This is a genomic window from Amycolatopsis thailandensis, from assembly GCF_042723255.1.
GTDB lineage: Bacteria > Actinomycetota > Actinomycetes > Mycobacteriales > Pseudonocardiaceae > Amycolatopsis > Amycolatopsis thailandensis.
This window is the reverse complement of record NZ_JBHXJK010000151.1, coordinates 1-18349: the sequence shown is the minus strand read 5'-3', so window position 1 is coordinate 18349 and position 18349 is coordinate 1. Positions and strand designations below refer to the sequence as shown.

The 18349-nt window shown below is 70.1% G+C and carries 16 protein-coding genes; 10 read left to right on the top strand and 6 right to left on the bottom strand.

Features of this window, described 5'->3' with window-relative positions; genetic code table 11:
- The first annotated feature begins 369 nt into the window (after positions 1-369).
- Positions 370-2652, top strand: coding sequence for an ATP-binding protein (locus tag ACFWMR_RS36850; RefSeq protein ID WP_378381744.1), 2283 nt, complete (start codon positions 370-372; stop codon positions 2650-2652).
- Positions 2653-2670: 18 nt separating this feature from the next.
- On the opposite strand, the gene ACFWMR_RS36845 is transcribed toward ACFWMR_RS36850, so the two are convergent.
- Complete coding sequence (locus ACFWMR_RS36845; protein ID WP_378381743.1) at positions 2671-3891, bottom strand: cytochrome P450 family protein; 1221 nt, start codon at positions 3889-3891, stop codon at positions 2671-2673.
- A gap of 141 nt (positions 3892-4032) precedes the next feature.
- On the opposite strand from ACFWMR_RS36845, the gene ACFWMR_RS36840 reads away from it, so the two are divergent.
- Entirely contained in the window at positions 4033-5541 is a 1509-nt protein-coding gene (locus ACFWMR_RS36840; protein ID WP_093937042.1) for a GGDEF domain-containing protein, read from the top strand.
- A 4-nt stretch (positions 5542-5545) separates the two neighbouring features.
- Here ACFWMR_RS36840 and ACFWMR_RS36835 read toward each other — a convergent pair whose 3' ends face one another.
- The gene (locus ACFWMR_RS36835) at positions 5546-6493 is read right to left on the bottom strand and encodes a phosphatase PAP2 family protein (protein WP_378381742.1); all 948 of its coding nucleotides are present in this window, start codon (positions 6491-6493) and stop codon (positions 5546-5548) included.
- A gap of 110 nt (positions 6494-6603) precedes the next feature.
- On the opposite strand from ACFWMR_RS36835, the gene ACFWMR_RS36830 reads away from it, so the two are divergent.
- From ACFWMR_RS36830 to ACFWMR_RS36815, 4 genes are all read left to right on the top strand, one after another.
- Entirely contained in the window at positions 6604-7296 is a 693-nt protein-coding gene (locus ACFWMR_RS36830; RefSeq protein ID WP_093937040.1) for a response regulator transcription factor, read from the top strand.
- Positions 7293-8705 carry an ATP-binding protein gene (locus ACFWMR_RS36825; protein WP_378381741.1) on the top strand — a complete coding sequence of 471 codons (1413 nt, stop codon included), beginning with the start codon at positions 7293-7295 and terminating at the stop codon, positions 8703-8705. The genes ACFWMR_RS36830 and ACFWMR_RS36825 overlap by 4 nt, the downstream gene beginning before the upstream one ends.
- On the top strand, positions 8702-9199 hold the full coding sequence (locus ACFWMR_RS36820; protein WP_378381740.1) for a hypothetical protein: 498 nt from the start codon (positions 8702-8704) through the stop codon (positions 9197-9199). The genes ACFWMR_RS36825 and ACFWMR_RS36820 overlap by 4 nt, the downstream gene beginning before the upstream one ends.
- A 197-nt stretch (positions 9200-9396) precedes the next feature.
- Complete coding sequence (locus tag ACFWMR_RS36815) at positions 9397-10065, top strand: hypothetical protein (RefSeq protein ID WP_093937037.1); 669 nt, start codon at positions 9397-9399, stop codon at positions 10063-10065.
- A 4-nt stretch (positions 10066-10069) separates the two neighbouring features.
- On the opposite strand, the gene rnhA is transcribed toward ACFWMR_RS36815, so the two are convergent.
- Genes rnhA through ACFWMR_RS36800 form a run of 3 tightly spaced genes read right to left on the bottom strand, consistent with a single transcriptional unit; the run spans position 10070 to position 12186 of the window.
- Positions 10070-10552 carry a ribonuclease HI gene (rnhA, locus tag ACFWMR_RS36810; protein ID WP_378381739.1) on the bottom strand — a complete coding sequence of 161 codons (483 nt, stop codon included), beginning with the start codon at positions 10550-10552 and terminating at the stop codon, positions 10070-10072.
- A gap of 22 nt (positions 10553-10574) precedes the next feature.
- Entirely contained in the window at positions 10575-11765 is a 1191-nt protein-coding gene (dinB, locus tag ACFWMR_RS36805) for a DNA polymerase IV (RefSeq protein WP_378381738.1), read from the bottom strand.
- 16 nt (positions 11766-11781) lie between these two features.
- Positions 11782-12186 carry a DUF6010 family protein gene (locus tag ACFWMR_RS36800; protein ID WP_378381737.1) on the bottom strand — a complete coding sequence of 135 codons (405 nt, stop codon included), beginning with the start codon at positions 12184-12186 and terminating at the stop codon, positions 11782-11784.
- A gap of 93 nt (positions 12187-12279) precedes the next feature.
- Here ACFWMR_RS36800 and ACFWMR_RS36795 point away from each other — a divergent pair, with 93 nt between their 5' ends.
- A complete protein-coding gene (locus ACFWMR_RS36795) occupies positions 12280-13218 on the top strand; it encodes a GlxA family transcriptional regulator (RefSeq protein ID WP_378381735.1) in 939 nt (312 codons plus the stop codon).
- 6 nt (positions 13219-13224) lie between these two features.
- Here ACFWMR_RS36795 and ACFWMR_RS36790 read toward each other — a convergent pair whose 3' ends face one another.
- On the bottom strand, positions 13225-13515 hold the full coding sequence (locus tag ACFWMR_RS36790; protein ID WP_378274496.1) for a hypothetical protein: 291 nt from the start codon (positions 13513-13515) through the stop codon (positions 13225-13227).
- A 127-nt stretch (positions 13516-13642) separates the two neighbouring features.
- On the opposite strand from ACFWMR_RS36790, the gene ACFWMR_RS36785 reads away from it, so the two are divergent.
- The 3 genes from ACFWMR_RS36785 (at position 13643) to ACFWMR_RS36775 (ending at position 17913) form a co-directional block, all read left to right on the top strand.
- A complete protein-coding gene (locus ACFWMR_RS36785) occupies positions 13643-14902 on the top strand; it encodes an MFS transporter (protein WP_378381734.1) in 1260 nt (419 codons plus the stop codon).
- Between the two features lie 349 nt (positions 14903-15251).
- Positions 15252-16550, top strand: a complete 1299-nt coding sequence (locus ACFWMR_RS36780; RefSeq protein ID WP_378381733.1) for a GGDEF domain-containing protein — start codon at positions 15252-15254, stop codon at positions 16548-16550.
- A 148-nt stretch (positions 16551-16698) separates the two neighbouring features.
- Complete coding sequence (locus ACFWMR_RS36775; protein WP_378381745.1) at positions 16699-17913, top strand: HNH endonuclease signature motif containing protein; 1215 nt, start codon at positions 16699-16701, stop codon at positions 17911-17913.
- The last annotated feature ends 436 nt before the right edge of the window (positions 17914-18349 follow it).

The following is an 18349-nucleotide window of genomic DNA, read 5'->3' as shown; positions in this document are numbered from 1 at the left end:
CCCCACCACCACCCCCACCCCCCCCCCGCCCCCCCCCCACCACCACCCCACCACACCCCCCCCCCCTCGTGCGCCCCCTCCCCCCCCCCCGCGCCCCCGCCCGGGGCCGCCGCCCCCCCCCCCACGGCCGGTTTCCGAGGAGATCAGTACTCGCCGGGTTGTTCGCAAGCGGAACAGGGCCTGCTCACATTTCGCGGTCGCGCATGATCCACCTCCCTTTCGACCGGCGCACCGGTGGGGAACGGGCGCGTTCTCGCACAGTTTGGGGGCTCTCTTCGCGCCTCCGCACACCCAGTGGCCGTGTTGTGACCCAGGTAATGGGAAGGTTGTGGCACGATCTGCCGCGGTGCGGGAAGAAAGGTGCTTCTGGTGACCGAGAATTCCGGCTCGGCCAGATCCGGGGAGACCGGGAAAGCACGCGCGGAACCGAGGCCGGTTTCGACGGCAGCGCTGGCGTTCGGCCGCGCGCTGCGACAGCGGAGGCAGGCCAAAGGGCTCGCGTTGCGCGAACTCCAGAAACTGGCCTACGTCGACAAAAGCCTCATCAGCCGGGTCGAACGCGGCCTCACCCCGCCGAGCGCGGAATTCGCCGAATCCTGCGATCGCGCGCTGGAGGCGGGCGGGACACTGATCGTCCTCGCCGAAGCCGCCCGCGCGGAACCGTACGTCCACCTCCCCCCGCCGCCGGGCCATTTCGTCGGCCGCGAAGAACACTTCGCGTTGCTCGACGAAAAAGTGTTCACCGGACCCGCCAAAGTGGTCTTCGTGGCGGGACCACCCGGGGTCGGGAAGACCGCGCTCGTGCTGCATTGGGCGAACCGGCGGCAGCAGGAGTTCGACGGCGTCCTCTGGTCGGATCTGCGCGGGTACGCGGCGGGCTCGCCCGCGCAGCCCGCCGACATCCTCGACGATCTCCTCCGCTGCGTCGGCGTCCGCCCCGACCGGGTCCCCGCCGAGGAGCACATGCGGCTCGCGCTCCTGCGCGGGCTGCTGCGCGGCCAGCGCACCCTCGTCGTGCTGGACAACGCGCTCGACTCGCATCAGGTGCGGCCGGTGCTGCCCGGCACCCCGGACACCACCGTGCTGATCACCAGCAGGCGGCGGCTCTCCGGCCTCGTCGTCGGCAGCGGCGCGGTCCAGGTTTCCTTGGAACCGCTGGAAGATCTCGAAGCGACGCGGCTCATGGCCGACCTCATCGGCGACGAACGCGCGGCGGGCGACCCCGAGGGCGTCGGCAAGCTCGTCCGGTTGTGCGCGGCGCTGCCGCTGGCGGTGAACATCGCCGCCGAACGGGTCGCCACGCATCCCCATCAGAGTGTCGGTGACCTCGCCCGCGAACTCGTCGCCGAGGGGCGACGGCTGGAACTGCTCGCTGTCGACGACGACGCCGTCGGGGTCCGGGCCGCCTTCAGCTGGTCCTACCGCGCGCTCGAAGCCGACACCGCCCGCATGTTCCGGCTGCTCGGCCTCCATCCCGGACCGCGTTTCCCCGCGGGCGCGGCGGCCGCGCTCGCCGGACTGCCCGAACACGACGCACGGCGGCTTCTCGACAGGCTCGTGCAGGCACATCTCGTCCAGCAGGTCGGCGCTCAGTACTACCGGTTCCACGACCTGCTGCGCGTCTACGCCGCCGAAGAAGCCACCGCCGAGCAATGGCGGGAGGAGCGGCAGGCGGCTGTTTCCCGGCTGACCCAGTGGTATCTCCACGGCGCCAACGCGGCGAGCTGGACGCTGACCCCGGCCCGCGACCACCACATCGACCTGGGTCCCGCGCCCGAAGGCGTCGAGCCGCTCCGGTTCGCCACCTTCGACGAGGCCTACATCTGGTGCGCGTCGGAGATGCCGAGCATCACCGGTGTCGCCCGGCTGGCGCTGGACCACGGGCTGTACGAGACCGGCTGGCGGCTGCCGGTCGAGTTGTTCGACTATCACCTGCTCGGCAGGCCGTGGCAGACGTGGATCTCCAGCCACGAGGTCGCGATCGAATCCGCGAAGGCGGGCGGCGACCCCGGCGGGCACGCGTGGTCGGCGATCAACCTCGCCGAGGCGCACCGGCGGCGCGGGGACCTCGACCGCGCGCACGAACTGTTCGGCGAGGCCGTCGAGCTCTCGAAGGAGATCGGCGAGAACCCGAGTCTCGGCTGGGCGCTGGTGGGACTCGGGAACATCGCGCACGAACGCGAGGACTACCCCGAGGCCGTGCGGCTCGCCGAGGAGAGCGTGGCCGTGAACACGCGGATCGGGTACCAGCTCGGCGAAGCGACCGCGCGGGTCCATCTCGGCCGCGCCTACCGCGATCTCGGCGAACGAGACCTGGCCCTCGACCACGGCCTGCGCGCCTATGACGCCTACGCGAAGGACGCCGACCAGCACGGAATGGGCTTCGCGCTGGTGCCGCTCGCCCGGACCTGCCGCCGGTTCGGCGACGCGGAGCAGGCACTCGGGTACTGCGAGGGGGCGCTGACCGCCTACCGGAACTGCGGCGACGTCTGGGGACAGGCCGACGCGCTCGACGAACGCGGCTGCGCGCTGGCCGCGCAAGGGCACACCGAGGAGGCCATGACCGCCTGGCGCGACGCGCTCCAGCTCGTCATGGATCTCGACGACCGCAAGGCGAACGTGCTGCGCGGCCGGATCGAAGGCGCCGTCTAGGCACTTACAGGACAGCGCCTAAAGCTTCACCGGGAGGTTGTGCAGGCCTCGGGTGATCGCGCTCGGCCACCACACCAGCCGGTCCTCGGGCACGGTCAGCGTCATCGACGGCGCGCGGCCGAACAACGTCTCCAGCGCCGCGGACGCCTGCATGCGGGCGAGCGCGGCGCCGATGCAGATATGCGGCCCGACCCCGAAGGCCACATGCCGCACCGGCCGTTCGCCCGGACGGAAGGCGAGCGGTTCCGGGTGGACCTCCGGATCGCGATTGGCCGCCAGCAACGACAACAGGATCGGGTCTCCCGCCTCCATCCGCTGTCCGGCGAGTTCCATCGGCTCGGTGACGAACCGCCAGCTGGTGTTCTGCAACGGGGTGTCGCGGCGCAGGACCTCTTCGATGGCGAGCGTCAGGTACGAGCCGTCGGCGCGGGCGCGGGCCGCTTCCTCCGGATGCGTGATGAGGGTCAGCGCGGTGGACGCGATGAGGCTGATCGTCGTCTCGTGCCCGGCGATCAGGGAGAGGAACGCCGTCGCGGCGACCTCGTCGTCGGTCAGCCTGCCGTCGGCCTCCTGGGTGAGCAGGTCGCTGATCAGGTCCGCGCCCGGTTCGGCGCGCTTGCGGGCGACGACGTCGGCGAGCAGCGCGTCCAGGTCGTCGGTCGCCTCGATCATCGACGCCATGTCGGTGACATCGCCGGCGGCGACCACCAGCGCGGGCGGGCGGACCTCGTCCAGCAGGGTCCCGGGGATGCCGATCAGCTCGCAGATCGACCGGATTCCCAGCGGGTACGCGAAATCCTCGACGAGGTCGCCCTCGCCCCGGTCGAGGATCGGGTCCAGCAGTTCGTTCGCGAGCTGATGCGTGCGGTCGCGCATGTGCTGCAACCGGCGCGGGCCGAACGCGCCGGCACAGGCCTTGCGCAGCCGCGCGTGCTCCCCGCCCTCGAAGTTGTTCATATGCCCGATGAGCGTCGGCCGGTGATCGGCGGGCAGACCGAGATTGGCCTTGCGCCAGTGGTCCGCGGCGACGGACGGGCATTTGGACAACCGGGGGTCGGCCATCGCGGAAACGACGTCCGCGTGCCGGGTCAGCAGCCAGGTCCAGGTGTCACCGGGCAGCGGAAGCCGGAATGCCGGGGCGTTCGAACGAAGCCATTCGTAGGCAGGAGACGGATCTCTGTCGAAATCCGGACCGAACATCACAGGGACCGCGGCGGCGTCGTATGCGGCATCAGGCATACGTGCCACGATGCCAGCTGGTGGCGACCCCGGTTCCGGCGAACGCAGGCATCGGCCTGTCTCACGCGATCGTCAACGCGGTCCCCCTGTCACCCCCTCACGGTCACCCAGCAAGATCGAAGCGGGTGCGGTGCGTGACGAATGGAGGTGGACCCCGTCAGCGAGTTCGGCAAGCACGACCGTGACGCGGTCTCTGAGCGGCCGCCCGGTTCACTCCGGGGTTTCGCCGACACCGTCGGCCTCGCCGCCGCCCGCGTCTGGCGGCTGCGTGGTCGCGCCTGGAACACCCTGCGGCATCCGGCGGGGTGGGAACTGTGGCGACTGCCGCCCGCGGCGGTCTTCTGGATGCTCGGTACCGAGATCGCGGTCGCGGTCTGGGCTTTGAAATCGCAAGTCAGTGCTTCCGTCACGACCACGGACCTCGTCCGCTTCGGGGTGATCGCGGGTTGCGCGATCTGGTACCTCGTCCAGACCCAGCATCCCGAGGAGCAGCGCCGCGCCGACGACCGGCGGGGCGAGCACATCGACCAGACCGCCGTCTGGCTGGGCAGCGCGGCCGTCCTCCTGCCGCCCACGTTGTCACTGGCGCTGCTGCTGATGGTGCGCGTGCAGCGCTATTCCATCGCGCACAAGGCGATGACGACGTTCCTGTTCACCACCGCCGCGCATGCCGCCTCCATCCTCGGCGTGCACGCGATCACCCGGCTGACGTCGGTGCACACCTGGCTCGACTCCGGAACGCTCCCCCAGCGGGCGGGCGACATCGTGGTCGCCGCCGTCACCCTGGTGGGCGCGGCGCTCTGGTACTTCGCGTCGCAAACGCTCCTGATCAGCATCGCGCGCGGCCTGGCGTGGGGCGGCTGGCGGCGGCAGAAGCTGATCGGCAGCTGGGCCGACAACGCGGACTTCGTCTACGCGCTGCAGCTCGCCGCGTGCACCACGATCCTCGGCGCGGTCAACATCGCGCTGGTGCCGCTGGTGATGATCGGGGTCGCGCTGCGCTCGACCCGGCTTTCGCAGACGCTGGCGGACACGATCGCGCGCAGCCAGCGCGACCGGAAGACCGGGTTGCTGACCGAGGACTCCTTCCACGCCCCGGCCGCCTTGCGGCTGCTGGAAGACCAGACCGACCGGCGGCCGACCGCATTCCTGATGCTGGATCTCGACCACTTCAAGCAGTGGAACGACAAGTACGGGCATTCCGGCGGTGACATCGTGCTCGGCTGCGTCAGCGCGGTGCTCCGGCAGAACACCCGCGCCACGGACGTCGTCGGGCGGTGGGGCGGCGAGGAGTTCTCGGTCCTACTGCCGGACACCACCCGCGAGGAGGCGATGCGGATCGCCGAACGGATCCGGGAAGCCGTCGCGAAGACCGCGATCACCGGGCTGACGGAACTCGCCAGCGGACACGCCACCAACGAACCCCGCGCGGTGGGACCGATCCACGGCTGCACCGTGTCGATCGGCGTCGGGCTCTCGCCCGAGCACTCGACGGACTACGGCGAGCTGTTCCGCGCGGCGGACACGGCCATGTACCAGGCGAAGCGGAGTGGACGGAACCGCGTGGTCCTGGCGCCTTCCACCGTTCCTCCCTCCCCCCGGGCGCCGATGTCGCCGTTGACCCGGGCCGGGGAGTCACGCCGCGATTGACGCGTCAGCGGCGGGTCACGAGGCGGGTTTCGAGGAGGTCGTCGACCACCCGGGTCTCCACCCCGGTCCGCCGCTCGAACGCGGAGCCGCGCAACGGCCACAGCGCGACCAGCACCACCCCCATCGCGGACAGCGCGGCCAGCACCAGCGCGGCGACGAACTGGGCGGCGCCGTCGGTCGCCGTGCTCAGCACCGCGAACCCGATCAGCACGATCGCGGTGGGCAGGATCGCGGCCAGCGCCACCAGCCCGACGGGCGTGCGGCGCAGGTCTCGGCGCCGGGTGGTCAGCCAGGCGGCGACGAGGCAGGCGAACGACGCTCCCAGCAGGCAGGCGCCCGCCGTGTCGCTCAGCCGGTGCCAGCCCAGCGCGATGGTCGACGACGCGACCCAGGCGACCGCGACGCCGCCGATCCCGATGATCGCCGGGCGGAACCGTTGGGGCAGAACGAAGGCGGCGGCCATCAGGATCGCCATGGCGGCACTGACGTGCCCGCTCGGGAAGCTGTTGTGCCCTGGTCCGTAGCCGGCGTCGGGCAGGTCGGGGCGTTCGAGGACGTACAGCTTGAGCAGCTGCGCGACGATGAGCGGGAGCACGAGGACGCTCAGCGCGGGGACGAGGAGGCCGGGTTTGCGGCGGATCAGCGCCAGGCCGGTCAGCACGATCCCGGCGGCGCCGAGCACGAGCACCATGTCCTGGTCCCGGAGCGGGCCCGCCCAGTCCATTGTGGACCACTGGCCGGACTGCGCGCTACGGACGACGCCGTTCTCGGCCAGCTGCCCGGCCGTGGTGTGCACGAAGAGCACGAAGGTCACGATGAACGCGACGGCCAGGCCCAGTCCGGTGGTGAGCTGGAACACCGCCCTGGACAGGGTGCGCCTGGTCTCGGCGTGCCGTCCGGGCAGCGGTCGGTGGGAGGGGGTCGGTTTCGCTTCGTGGGTCAGTACGGCCATGGGTCCCACTCTCCCCACGCCGTTTCCCCATGAGGTCCGGACAATGTCATGGTTCTGCTACAAGATCGAGCCGATTCGCACAGGCGCGGAGACATCCGAATAATGGCGGCGTGGCCAGTGTCCTTTTGATCGAAGACGACGCGTCCGTCCGGGAGGGACTGGAACTCGCGCTGCGCCGGCAGGCGCACACCGTCCACACCGCCGAGAGCGGTGAGCTCGGCCTGGAGAAACTCCGGGTGTTCCAGCCCGACATCGTCGTGCTGGACCTGATGCTGCCCGGGATCGACGGCTTCGAGACCTGCCGCCGCATCCGCTCGGCGGGCGAGGTGCCGATCATCATGCTCACCGCCCGCAGTGACGACTTCGACATCGTCGCCGGGCTGGAGGCGGGCGCCGACGACTACGTGACCAAGCCGATCGAACCCCGCGTGCTCGACGCCCGGATCCGGGCGGTGCTGCGGCGAGCGGTGAGCGAGAAGCCCGCGAGCGAGGACCACCCGGCCGGGGAGCGGCACGGCAGCCTGGTCATCGATCGGAGCGGGCTGGTGATCACGAAGAACGGCGAGCCGGTCTCGCTCACGCCGACCGAGCTGAAACTGCTGCTGGAACTGTCGCGCACACCCGGTCAGGTCTACAGCCGCCAGCAGATCCTCTCCGCCGTCTGGGATCACGACTACCTCGGCGACTCGCGGCTGGTCGACGCCTGTGTCCAGCGGCTGCGCGCGAAGATCGAAGACGTGCCCGCGAAACCCGACCACGTCCAGACCGTCCGCGGCTTCGGGTACCGGTTCGGCCGTTCATGAGGCTGCTTTCCGGGCTGCGGCCCCGGCTCATCCTGGCGTTCGCGGCGATGACGATCATCGGGGCGGCGGCCGCGGCCGGGGCCAGTTACGTGTCGGCCCGCAACGCGATCCTCGAAGCGGTCCAGGACGCGGCGATGAACCAGTTGAAGGACCGGGTCAGCAGCTACGGCCGCCCGCTGTCCACGCCGCCGACCCAGGAGCAGCTCAACGATTTCGCCGGCAGCCTGCGGTTGAACGCCGTCGCGGTCTACCGGAACCTGCGGTCGGTGAACGGGCCGGACCTGACCATCTTCTCGCCCGAATTGCGGAAGACGGTCGCCGAAGACCTCCATATCCAGTTCCAGCGGCTGGACCGCGACGCCAAGCCGGAACTCCTGGTCGGCATGCCGGTGCTGGCACCGCTGCCGAACGGGGCGATGCGGGCCAGCGGCGTCGAGGTGTACTCGCTCACCTCGCTCGTCCAGCAGCAACAGGCCATCGACGAACTCGCGAAATACGCCTGGCAGATGGCCGCGCTCGCGCTCCCGCTGGCCGCCGCGCTCGCCCTGCTCGCGGCGAGGCAGGTGCTGCGGCCGGTCCGGGCGCTCAACACCGCCGCCGCCCAACTGGGCGAAGGCAGGCTCGACGTCCGGCTGCCGGCCAAGGGCTCCGACGAGCTGGCCGAACTGGTCACGACCTTCAACAACACCGCCGCCGAGCTGGAACGCACGGTCGGCGAGCTGAAAGCCATGGAGGCCGACGCCCGCCGGTTCGTGGCCGACGTCTCGCACGAACTCCGCACCCCGCTCGCGGCGATGAACGCGGTCACCGACGTCCTCGACGAGGACGCGGAGGCGCTGCCGCCGGACACCGCCGTCGCGGCGCGGCTGGTCTCGGGCGAGACCAGGAGGCTGACGCGGCTGGTCCAGGACCTGGTCGAGATCTCGCGGTTCGACGCGGGTCGTGCCGAACTCGTGCTCGACGAGTGGGATCTCGCGACGGCGATCCGGGACAGCCTCGACGCGCGCGGCTGGCGCGACGGCGAAGACCTGGTCACCGACCTGCCGGAGGGGGTACTCGCCCGCGTCGACCGGCGGCGGCTCGACCTGATCGTGGCCAACCTCGTCGGCAACGCCTTCCGGCACGGCGAGGCCCCGGTCGAGGTCTGGCTGCGCGCCGACGGCGACGGCGTCACGCTGGAGGTCGACGACCACGGGCCCGGGATCGCTCCCGAAGTCCTTCCGCATGTCTTCGACCGGTTCACCAAGGCGGACACCGCCCGCGCCCGGTCCGAGGGCAGCGGGCTGGGCCTGGCGATCGCGCTGGAGAACGCCCGCCTGCACGGTGGCGACATCACCGCCGCCAACACCGGTCGCGGCGCCCGGTTCGTCCTGCGCCTGCCGCGTCGGACCGAAGGAGGGGCACGATGAGGAAGACCCGGATCCTGCCCGCCCTCGCGGCCGCGACGCTGGTGGCGGCCTGCGGGGTGCAGCCGACGGGTGTCGTCCCGGCCGGGCCGGGACCCTCGATCCGCGCCACGTCGGGGGCGAAGGGCCTGGGCGGGACGACGTTGTACTTCGTGTCCGAAGGGCGCGTCATCCCCGTGACCAGGCCCAGCGAGAGCTACATCTCCGCCGAAGGCGCGATCACGATGCTGTTGAAGGGGCCGACGGAGCGGGAAGCCGCGCAGGGGCTCACCACGTTCATTCCCCCGGGGCTGGACCGGATCGCGGTGTACCCGGGCGACCCGTCGAGCCTCGCGCTGCCGTTTTCGGTGCGCAAATTCTCCAACCAGGCCATCAATCAGCTGATCTGCACCGTGATCGCGGCCACGACGGCCACCGGGCGGGCCCCGAACTCCCCGGGCGTGAACGTGATCTCGCCGAGTGAGGACGTGTACTTCCAGTCCTGCAAAGCGGACTGAATTCGTCACTCACAGTGCTCACATAAAAGCACTTCTTGTACCTGTACGGACGTGAGCTCCTTTTGGTTCACGGATCAAGGTAACTGTGGGCGAACACACTCGGGCGTGACATTGCCGTGTCCTTTTCGTAATGTTGCCCGGAGCTCGCGGCCCCCGACGCGAGTTTCCCGTCCCCGAAGTGGTGAGTGATCAGAGAAATGGCCGGCAGACATCGCAAAACCAAGGCTCCGCAATGGAAGCTCCCCGCGGGTATCGCGGCAGCGGTCGCCACGGCGCTCCCGGCGTCGATGTGGCTGACCACCGCGGGTACCCCTGACGTCGAAGCGGCCAGCGCGGCCCTCGCGGTGAAGGCTCCCCCGGTCTCCAGCGTGACTCCCCCGCCCTCGACCAGCAGCACCCCGCCCTCCAGCACGACCACCCCGCCGCCCTCGACCTCCTCGGCTCCCCCGAAGCCGACGACGTCGACCAAGGCCCCCGCCCCGGTGAAGACGACCGTGCCCGCCTCGACGGCGTGTTCGACCAGCCTCGCCGGCACCAAACCGCACGTGGCCCAGGTCGGCAACCACGTCAAGGCGAAGTTCGGCGTCAAGACCGTCGGCGGCGTCGCCGGCCGGGCGAACGCCAGCGACCACCCCTCCGGCCTCGCGCTGGACTTCATGGTGGACACCGCCACCGGCAACGCCATCGCCGAGTACATCCTGGCCAACCAGAAGGACTTCGGCGTCACCTACGTCATCTGGCGGCAGCGCTACAACGACGGCAGCGGCTGGGACACCATGGAGGATCGCGGCGGCGCGACCGCCAACCACATGGACCACGTCCACGTTTCCTTCGCCAAGAGCGCGAAGGTCAGCGTCAGCTGCTAGGGCGTCACCGACGTCGAGCGGACCGTTCGCCGGGCTGGACGACAGGTCGTCCCACGACCTCTTCCACGCCTTTGACGGCGAGGCGGTCCGCTCGCTCGTTCTCCGGATGCCCGGCGTGGCCCTTGACCCAGTGCCATTCGACGTCGTGCCGCGAAGCGGCTTCATCGAGACGGCGCCACAGGTCGGCGTTCTTGACCGGCGTCTTGGCCGAGGTCATCCAGCCGTTGTTCTTCCAGTTCCGCACCCAGCTGGTGATGCCGTTCCGGACGTACGTGCTGTCGGTGTAGATGTCCACCGTGACCCGGCGTTTGAGGCTTTCCAGCGCTTCGATGGGCGCGGTCAGTTCCATCCGGTTGTTCGTGGTCGGCCCGGCGTCCCCGCCGTAGATCTCCTTCTCGACCGTGCCGTACCGCAGCACCGCGCCCCAGCCGCCCGGGCCGGGGTTGCCGCTGCACGCGCCATCGGTGTAGATCTCGACTTCCGCCACCGGGACACCCTAGTGAACGGGGTCAGTCCGGCAGCAGCGGCACCCAAGGCTCCTCGGCCTGCCCGAGGTGCACCGCCCGCGTGATGGACTTCGAACCGAAGCGGTTGCGGACGGTGTCGAGCGTCGCGTCGAGCGCGTCCCTCGGCCTGGCATCGAACGGCAGCGCCAGCTGGATCGAATCGTCCTTCGTCAGGTTCGTGAGCGCGAGGCCGATCAGCGTGAGCCCGCGTTCGTCGATCACCGGTCTCGCCGCGGCGAGCAGGTCGCGGGCCGCCGCGACGATCGCGCCGGTCTGCTCGGTCGCCTCCAGCAGGGTGTGCGAGCGCGTCGCCTTGGTGAAGTCGGCGAACCGCAGGCGCAGCACCACGGTCCGGCACACCCGCTGCGCCGCGCGCAACCGGCGGGCAAGGCGATCGGCGAGGGTCAGCAGCATCGCGTCGAGTTCGGCGGGCGTACGCGGTCTGCTGCCGAGCGCCCGCTGCGCCCCGATCGACCGGCGACGGCGGCCAGTCTGCACCCGTCGCGGGTCGTCGTTGTGGGACAGCGCGTGCAGGTGGACGCCGACGCCTCGGCCGAGCATCCGGACGAGTTCCCGTTCCCCGAACCCCTCCATCTGCCCGACGGTCGTGACGCCGCGCTCGCGCAGCTTCTGCGCGGTCACCTTGCCCACCCCCCACAGCCGCTCGACCGGCAGCGGGTGCAAGAACTCCAGTTCCTTGTCGTGCGGCACGACGAGGAGACCGTCGGGTTTCGCGACACCGCTGGCCACCTTCGCGAGGAACTTCGTCCTGGCGACGCCGACGGTGATCGGCAGGCCGACCTGCTCCAGGACGTCCTTCCGCAGTTTCGCGGCGATCCGGCTCGGCGTGCCGGCGATCTTCAGCAGCCCGCCGACGTCGAGGAAGGCCTCGTCGATCGAGATGCCCTCCACCAGCGGCGTCGTGTTGCCGAAAACCTCGAAGACCGCCTTGCTCGCCTCGGAATACGCGTGCATCCGGGGCGGGACGACGATCGCGTCCGGGCACAGCCGCCGCGCCTGCCCGCCGCCCATCGCCGTGCGGACTCCGTACGCCTTGGCCTCGTAGCTGGCCGCCAGTACGACGCCCCCGCCGACGATGACCGGGCGCCCGCGCAGGCTCGGGTCGTCACGCTGCTCGACCGACGCGTAGAACGAGTCCAGGTCGGCGTGCAGGATGGGACCCTCGGGCGTCATAGAACATATGTTCGCATCAAACGGCCGAGCGGCCAACACGCGCGCGGAGGAAATCCGTCACCGATCGCCCGCCCGCGAAGCACCAGATCGCGATCACCGGGTCGCAGATCGCGCAGCCGAACGAGGAGTGCTCCGCGAACGGGATGATCGGGGCGCCCTTGAGGTGGTGCACGACGTCCCAGCCGGTGTGCAGCAGCCAGGCGATGCCGATGAACGTCCAGGACTCCAGGCCGCGATACGCCACGTAGGTCATGACGGCGGTGAAGGCGAACTCCCAGATCCCGAGGCCGCCGCCGCTCAGGTACGCGGCGCCGGCGCCCGCCACCATGACCGCGTTGAAGCGTCGGCGGTGCGGCTCGTGGATCAGCGACATCAGCACGACGTAGACGAGGCCGACGAGAATCGGCGCGATGATCACCATGTCCCGAAGCTAGAACCGGGCGACGCCCGCTCCCAGTGGCGCGAACGACGTCTTCCACCGGGATCTCGCCAGCCGGGCGGGTAGGTTGCGGTCATGCACACCGTCGCCGTCCTCGCGTTGGACAAGGTGATCCCGTTCGATCTCTCGACGCCGATCGAGGTCTTCGCCAGGACCCGGCTCGCCGACGGGAGCGCGGGCTACCGGGTGATCGTCTGCGCCGAACACCCGGAGGTCGACGCCGGCCACTTCACCTTGCGTGCGCCGTGGGGGCTGGCGGCGCTGCGCGAGGCCGACACGATCATCGTCCCGGGCACGGCGGATCCGGCCGGGCCGTTGCCGGAAGCCGTCCGCGACGCGCTCACCTCGGCCGCGGCGAAGGGCACGCGGATCGCCTCGATCTGTTCCGGCACCTTCGTCCTCGCCGCCGCGGGCCTGCTCGACGGTCTCCGCGCGACCACTCATTGGGTCGCCGCCGAGGCGCTGGCCGCCGCCCATCCGGAGATCGACGTCGACCCGGACGTGCTCTACGTCGACAACGGGCAGATCCTCACGTCGGCGGGCGCCGCCGCGGGCATGGACCTGTGCCTGCACCTGATCCGCCGCGACCACGGCGCCGCGATCGCGGCCGACGCCGCCCGCCTTTCGGTGATGGCGCTGGAACGTGAGGGCGGCCAGGCGCAGTTCATCGCGCTGCGGCATCCTCCGGCTCCCCGTGGCGCGGCGCTGGAGCCCACTTTGCTTTGGATGCAGGAAAATCTCGCTCGCGACCTCAGTCTGGCCGACATCGCGGCCCGCGCGGGGACGAGCACACGCACGCTCATCCGGCATTTCCGCGAACAGACCGGGACGACTCCGTTGCAGTGGCTGCACCGGACGCGGATCCGGCAGGCGCAGCATCTGCTCGAGACCACCCAGTACGCCGTCGAACGGGTCGGCGCCGAAGTCGGCTTCGGTTCGCCCACCTCGTTCCGCGACCGGTTCAAGCGCACGACCGGCGTCAGCCCTGGCACCTATCGACGCGCTTTCCGTTGAGCTGACTCACGCGGCCAGCGGCAAGGCGGCGCCCGCGGCCCGCACCCGGGCCTGTTCGGCGAATCGCCTTCGGGCGACGACGACTCTGCGCCAGCGTTCCGAACGCTCGGCGTCCAGTTCGGAGGTGGCGCGGGCGAGGACCTCGGCGGCGTGCGCGGCGGAATCGATCTCCGCGGCGGCGCCGAGGTAGTCGCCGGTCTCGATCAGCTTGTAGGCGTGGCGCATCTCGGTCTGCGCGGTCGAGTAGATGGCGTAGGCGGCCAGGTTGTTCGCCAGCGGGCCCAGTGAATGCGACATCGGATTCTCCGTTCCTTCTCCTGCTGACACGTCGAACGGGTACCCCGCGGTTCGACATGACAGCCGGAAATCTTTCGAAGATCTTCGGGGTTGCGCGAAGTAGCCGGTTCACGACAGCCTGAAGCGCATGCCAGCCTGGGCGGCGTCGTTCCGCAGCGTCTTCGCGGTCGCCGGGTTCCGGCGGATCTGGCTCGCGCATCTGCTGTCGGTCGCCGGTGACCAGCTGGCCAGGGTCGCGCTCACGGTGCTGGTGTTCGACCGGACGTCGTCGGCGGGGTGGGCCTCGGCGGCGTACGCGCTGACCTTCGTCCCGGATCTCCTCGGCGGTGCGCTGGGCGGCATCGCGGACCGGTTCTCTCGCCGCACCGTGATGGTGGTGACCGACGTCGGCCGCGCGGTGCTGATCGCGCTGATGGCGGTGCCGGGCCTGCCGCTGCCCGCCGCGGCCGCGCTGTTGTTCCTCGTGCAGCTGCTGGCCGGGCCGTTCCAGGCGGCCCGGCAGGCGATGCTGCCGGATCTGCTGGACCCGGACCGCCTGGTCGTCGGCCAGGCCGTCATCTCGTCCACTTATCAGGCCGGGCTCGTGGTGGGCTTCGGCGCGGGCGCCGCCGTCGTCGCCGGTCTCGGCGTCCCCGGGGCGCTGCTGATCGACGCGGGGACGTTCGCGCTGTCGGCCCTCATGCTCCGTTTCGGACTCGACCGCTACCCGCCGTCGGCGCCGGGCCACCGCAGGCGTCCGTCCCTGATCGCGGGCTGCCGCCTGGTCGCCCGCGACCGCAAACTGCGCTGGTTGCTCCTCATCGCCTGCTGCTGCGGTTTCTACGTCGTGCCCGAGGGCCTCGCCGTCCCGGTCGCCGCCGAATTGGGCGGTGCGGGCGCGCTGCCGTGGCTACTGGCCGCGAACCCGGTCGGCTCCGTGCTCGGCGGCCTCCTGCTGAGCCGGATCCCGCGCGAACGGCAGGTCCGGGCGCTGGGCGCGCTGACGGTGGCGAGCAGCCTGGTGCTGATCCCGACCGGCTGGGCGGGCGGCCTGGTCCCGATCGTCGTGCTGTGGACGCTCTCGGGCGTGTTCTCCGCGCACGACATGATCACCCAGACGCAGTACAGCCTCGCGGCGCCGTCGGCCCAGCGCGGCCAGGTGATCGGGGTCGCGATCGCGGCGTTGCGGGCGGCTCAGGCGGTGGGGATCGCGGCCGCCGGGCTGCTGGCCCAGGCCGTCGCGCCGACCACCGTGGTCACCGTCGCCGCGGGGGCGGGCGTCGTGGTCGCCTTCGTCGCCGGAGCGGGCTGGTCACGGGCGGTGTCGTCCCGCCGCGGCCCGGAGGATCCCGAAGATCCCGTGGGGCCAGCCGGCGGGACGACACCCGTTGGCGAGCATGGTTCCTGACTCGATCGGCTCATCACGTCCAGTTGTTGTCACGACGGGTCGTCCAGTTGTTGTCACGCACCGCGTTCACCTCCCTTCGCGAAGCCGCGCGCTCGTGGGCGAGATCACTCACGTCCAGTTGTTGTCACGCCGAGTGGTCCAGTTGTTGTCCCGCATGCAGTTCACCTCCCTCGAAATAGCGATGTATCAGGCGAAACATTCACCAGTTGTTGTCCTGCATCGGTGCACCTCCCTCGTTCCGGTTGGGCTGTCCGGGGGAATTCGAGGCCGCGCTTCTTATCGTCCGGACAACGACGGTCGTCGCAGTCCCGGTTCGATTACGGTGTAGATCACCGACGGAAGAGGGTGTGTGGACGGACGACTCGGCGGCGCGCGGCGGAGGCTCGGGGCCTGGCACCTGTGGAGCCTGCCGCGACCTGTGCGTTCCTACGTCCTGGTCGTGAATCTCATCGCGGTCCTCTCGACCGCCGCGACGGCCTGGCTCGTCCCGGTGACCGGTACCGACCTGGTCCGCTTCGGCGTCTTGACGCTGTGCGCGGCCATCGCGATCGAGGGCACCCGGCAGATCGAACGCCAACGGGAGTACGACAGAGCGCCGTCGGTCGCCTACGTCGACACCAAGGCGGTCTGGAGCGTCGCCGCCGTCATCGCGCTGCCGCCGGTGCTCGCCGCCGCGATGGTCGTGATGACCTACACCATCGCATGGCTGCGGATCTGGCCACACCAACGGCCGGTTCTCCCCCATCGGTGGATCTTTTCCGCCGCGACGGTGCTGTGCGGCACGCAGGCCGCCGTCGTCGTCCTCAGCCTCGGCCTGCGGCACTACCCCGGTCCGCCCGACTCCGGACTGCTCGCCGGGCTGGGCGATCTGGCCGTCATCATCGTGGCCGCGGCCCTGCGCTGGGCGATCAACACCGTGCTGGTGATGATCGCGATCGCGCTCTCGTCGCCGCCGAAGTCGATCGGCGAGCTGTTCTCCGGTTTCGGTGACCAGATCCTCGAAGCGGGCGCGCTCGGCCTCGGTCTCGTGACCGCCGTCCTCCTCGTCCAAGCCAACCCGCTGGTGCTGGTCGGTGTAGTCATCGCGCTGGTCGCGCTGCACCGCGGGCTGCTGCTGACGCAGTACCGGCGCGACGCGCACACCGACGCCACCACCGGGCTCGTCACGAAACGCCGCTGGCGTCAGCTGGCCGAAGAGCACCTCGGCCGGACACGCGCCGGGCGCAAACTCGGGGTGTTGTTCCTCGATCTCGACAACTTCAAGACGATCAACGACACCTACGGTCACCCCAACGGCGACCTCGTCCTGCGGGCGGTCGGTGACGCGCTGCGCGCCGAGATCCGCGAACAGGACGTCTGCGGACGGTGGGGCGGCGAGGAATTCGCGATCGTCATTCCGGACATCCACGGCGAAGAAACGCTTCGCCAGGTGGCCGAACGGATCCGGCACCAGGTGGCGGTGGTCTCGGTCGCGCTGCCCGATCGCGACACCGTGCTGACCGACCTGACGGTGTCGATCGGCGGGGCGTTGTACCCGGCGGCCAACATCACGAGCGTCGACGACCTGCTGGTGGCCACCGATACCGCCCTCTACCGGGCGAAGCAGGGTGGCCGCAATCGTGTCGAGTTGGCGCCTCCCACGCAGTAGATTTCGCTTCCCTCTCGCCGCGCCAGGACCGATCCGCGATTTCCCTTCGCTCCGACTCGTCGGCACTGTCGCCGAACCGGTCGTTGCCGAAAATCGGCGACGGTCTTCATGGCCGGAATTGTCGGTGGCCGGTTGTACGGTTCTCCGCATGAACACTTCTAGAGCCTTTTTGGCTTCATACAAGGATTCTTCTGCTTTGACCGACGAGGAATGCGTGTTGCTCGCGCAGGAGGCGTCGGCGGATATCGCGCGACTGGAGGCAGTCCGGTTCCGCGCGATCGCGCGGTTGTCCCGCCATCGTGGTGGTGCTTCGAGCGTGGTGCAGGAAGTGGCGTTCGCACTGTCTGTTGTGGACGGTCATGCGGCGGCGCTGGTGTCGACGGCGGAGGCGTTGACGACTCGTCTGCCGCGCACGTTGGGGTTGATGGATCAGGGGTTGGTGAGTGGCGCGGGAGCGGCGAAGGTCGCCGCGGCGACCGCGTGGCTGTCCGACGACGACGCGCGCGCCGCGGACGCGATGCTGGAGGATCGGCTGGAGGGCCGGAATACCGAGCAGATCCGGAAAGCGGCGAGTCACGCGGCGGGGGTGGTGGACAAGGAAGGGGCCGCCCGGCGTACCGAGCACAGTCGCGCCGGGCGTCGTCTGATGGTGCGGCAAGGTGAAAGCGGGGTGGCCTCCATCGAGGTCGAGGACGGCCCCGTCGAGAAGGTGACCGCCGCGTATACGCGGATCGATCGGGAGGCGCGGGCGTTACGGGCCGGTGGTGAGGCGCGCACTTTGGATCAGTTGCGTGCCGATGTGGCGTTGGATCTGCTGCTGGGCGGGCAGGGCGGTGCTGGGGAGCGGGCGGAAGTGTTCCTCTATCTGGATTTGGCAACGTATCTCGGTCTGAACGAGGATCCGGCGGAGCTGGCGGGGCATGGTGATATTCCGGCGTCGCTGGCGCGGGAGATCGCTACCGGGGCGGATACGGTGTTGCGGCGGATCATCACCGATCCGTTGTCCGGGCAGGTGCTGGATCTGGGCCGGGAACGGTACCGGCCCACCGCCGGGCTCGGCGAGTTCGTGCGGGTGCGGGACCGGGAATGCCGAAGACCCGGTTGCCACCGTGTCGCGCAGGCCTGCGATCTCGACCATTCCGTGCCCTGGCAGTTCGGTGGTCACACCAGTGCCGCCGACCTCGCCGCGCTGTGCCGCCGTGATCACCGGCTGAAGGACGAACCCGGCTGGATCTACCACCTCGCACCCGACGGCACGTTGACCGTCACCACCCCGACCGGACAGCGCCACACCAGCGAACCACCACCCCTGCACGAACCCCACCCGACAACGCCCCCGGACGACGAACCACCACCATTCTGACCCGTCGCCGAAAAACGGCCACGCCGCCTTCAACGGAGCAGACCTCCGCAGGAACCCTCTCCCGGTAGCGAGCACCCCACCTGCGCCCCTCGCCGTGCCACCGGCTGGAAGGCGAGTCTGCCGCCGAGCGAGGCCATCGCGGCACGGCCTGAACTGACCCACGGGAGCCGATCACGACCTCGACCGTCCACAAGAGACGCTCTTTCCAGCCCGGACGCCCGCTTTAGGGACGTTGCGCAGATTTGCTGGGGGTCGCGAGCGATAAAGACGGCTCCATCGAGGCCCCTGGGTCTCTCAAGAAGGTCTTCACGGACCGGCGCTCGACGGCGATCCGCGAGACGAGGGGAACTTTCCCCTCATCACACGCGCGGAAAGTCCCCATCATCCCGTGGCATGCAGTCTCGGGCGGCGGCGAAGGCCCGGAGGTGTCGCGTTT

Excerpts from the sequence above, each read along its gene's own strand:
- ACFWMR_RS36815 (WP_093937037.1), top strand. The coding sequence starts at position 9,397 with ATGGCCGGCAGACATCGCAAAACCAAGGCTCCGCAATGGAAGCTCCCC.
- ACFWMR_RS36790 (WP_378274496.1), bottom strand. The coding sequence starts at position 13,515 with ATGTCGCATTCACTGGGCCCGCTGGCGAACAACCTGGCCGCCTACGCC.
- ACFWMR_RS36820 (WP_378381740.1), top strand. The coding sequence starts at position 8,702 with ATGAGGAAGACCCGGATCCTGCCCGCCCTCGCGGCCGCGACGCTGGTG.
- ACFWMR_RS36775 (WP_378381745.1), top strand. The coding sequence starts at position 16,699 with ATGAACACTTCTAGAGCCTTTTTGGCTTCATACAAGGATTCTTCTGCT.
- ACFWMR_RS36800 (WP_378381737.1), bottom strand. The coding sequence starts at position 12,186 with ATGGTGATCATCGCGCCGATTCTCGTCGGCCTCGTCTACGTCGTGCTG.
- dinB (WP_378381738.1), bottom strand. The coding sequence starts at position 11,765 with ATGACGCCCGAGGGTCCCATCCTGCACGCCGACCTGGACTCGTTCTAC.
- ACFWMR_RS36845 (WP_378381743.1), bottom strand. The coding sequence starts at position 3,891 with ATGCCTGATGCCGCATACGACGCCGCCGCGGTCCCTGTGATGTTCGGT.
- ACFWMR_RS36835 (WP_378381742.1), bottom strand. The coding sequence starts at position 6,493 with ATGGCCGTACTGACCCACGAAGCGAAACCGACCCCCTCCCACCGACCG.
- ACFWMR_RS36840 (WP_093937042.1), top strand. The coding sequence starts at position 4,033 with ATGGAGGTGGACCCCGTCAGCGAGTTCGGCAAGCACGACCGTGACGCG.
- ACFWMR_RS36785 (WP_378381734.1), top strand. The coding sequence starts at position 13,643 with ATGCCAGCCTGGGCGGCGTCGTTCCGCAGCGTCTTCGCGGTCGCCGGG.
- ACFWMR_RS36795 (WP_378381735.1), top strand. The coding sequence starts at position 12,280 with ATGCACACCGTCGCCGTCCTCGCGTTGGACAAGGTGATCCCGTTCGAT.
- ACFWMR_RS36825 (WP_378381741.1), top strand. The coding sequence starts at position 7,293 with ATGAGGCTGCTTTCCGGGCTGCGGCCCCGGCTCATCCTGGCGTTCGCG.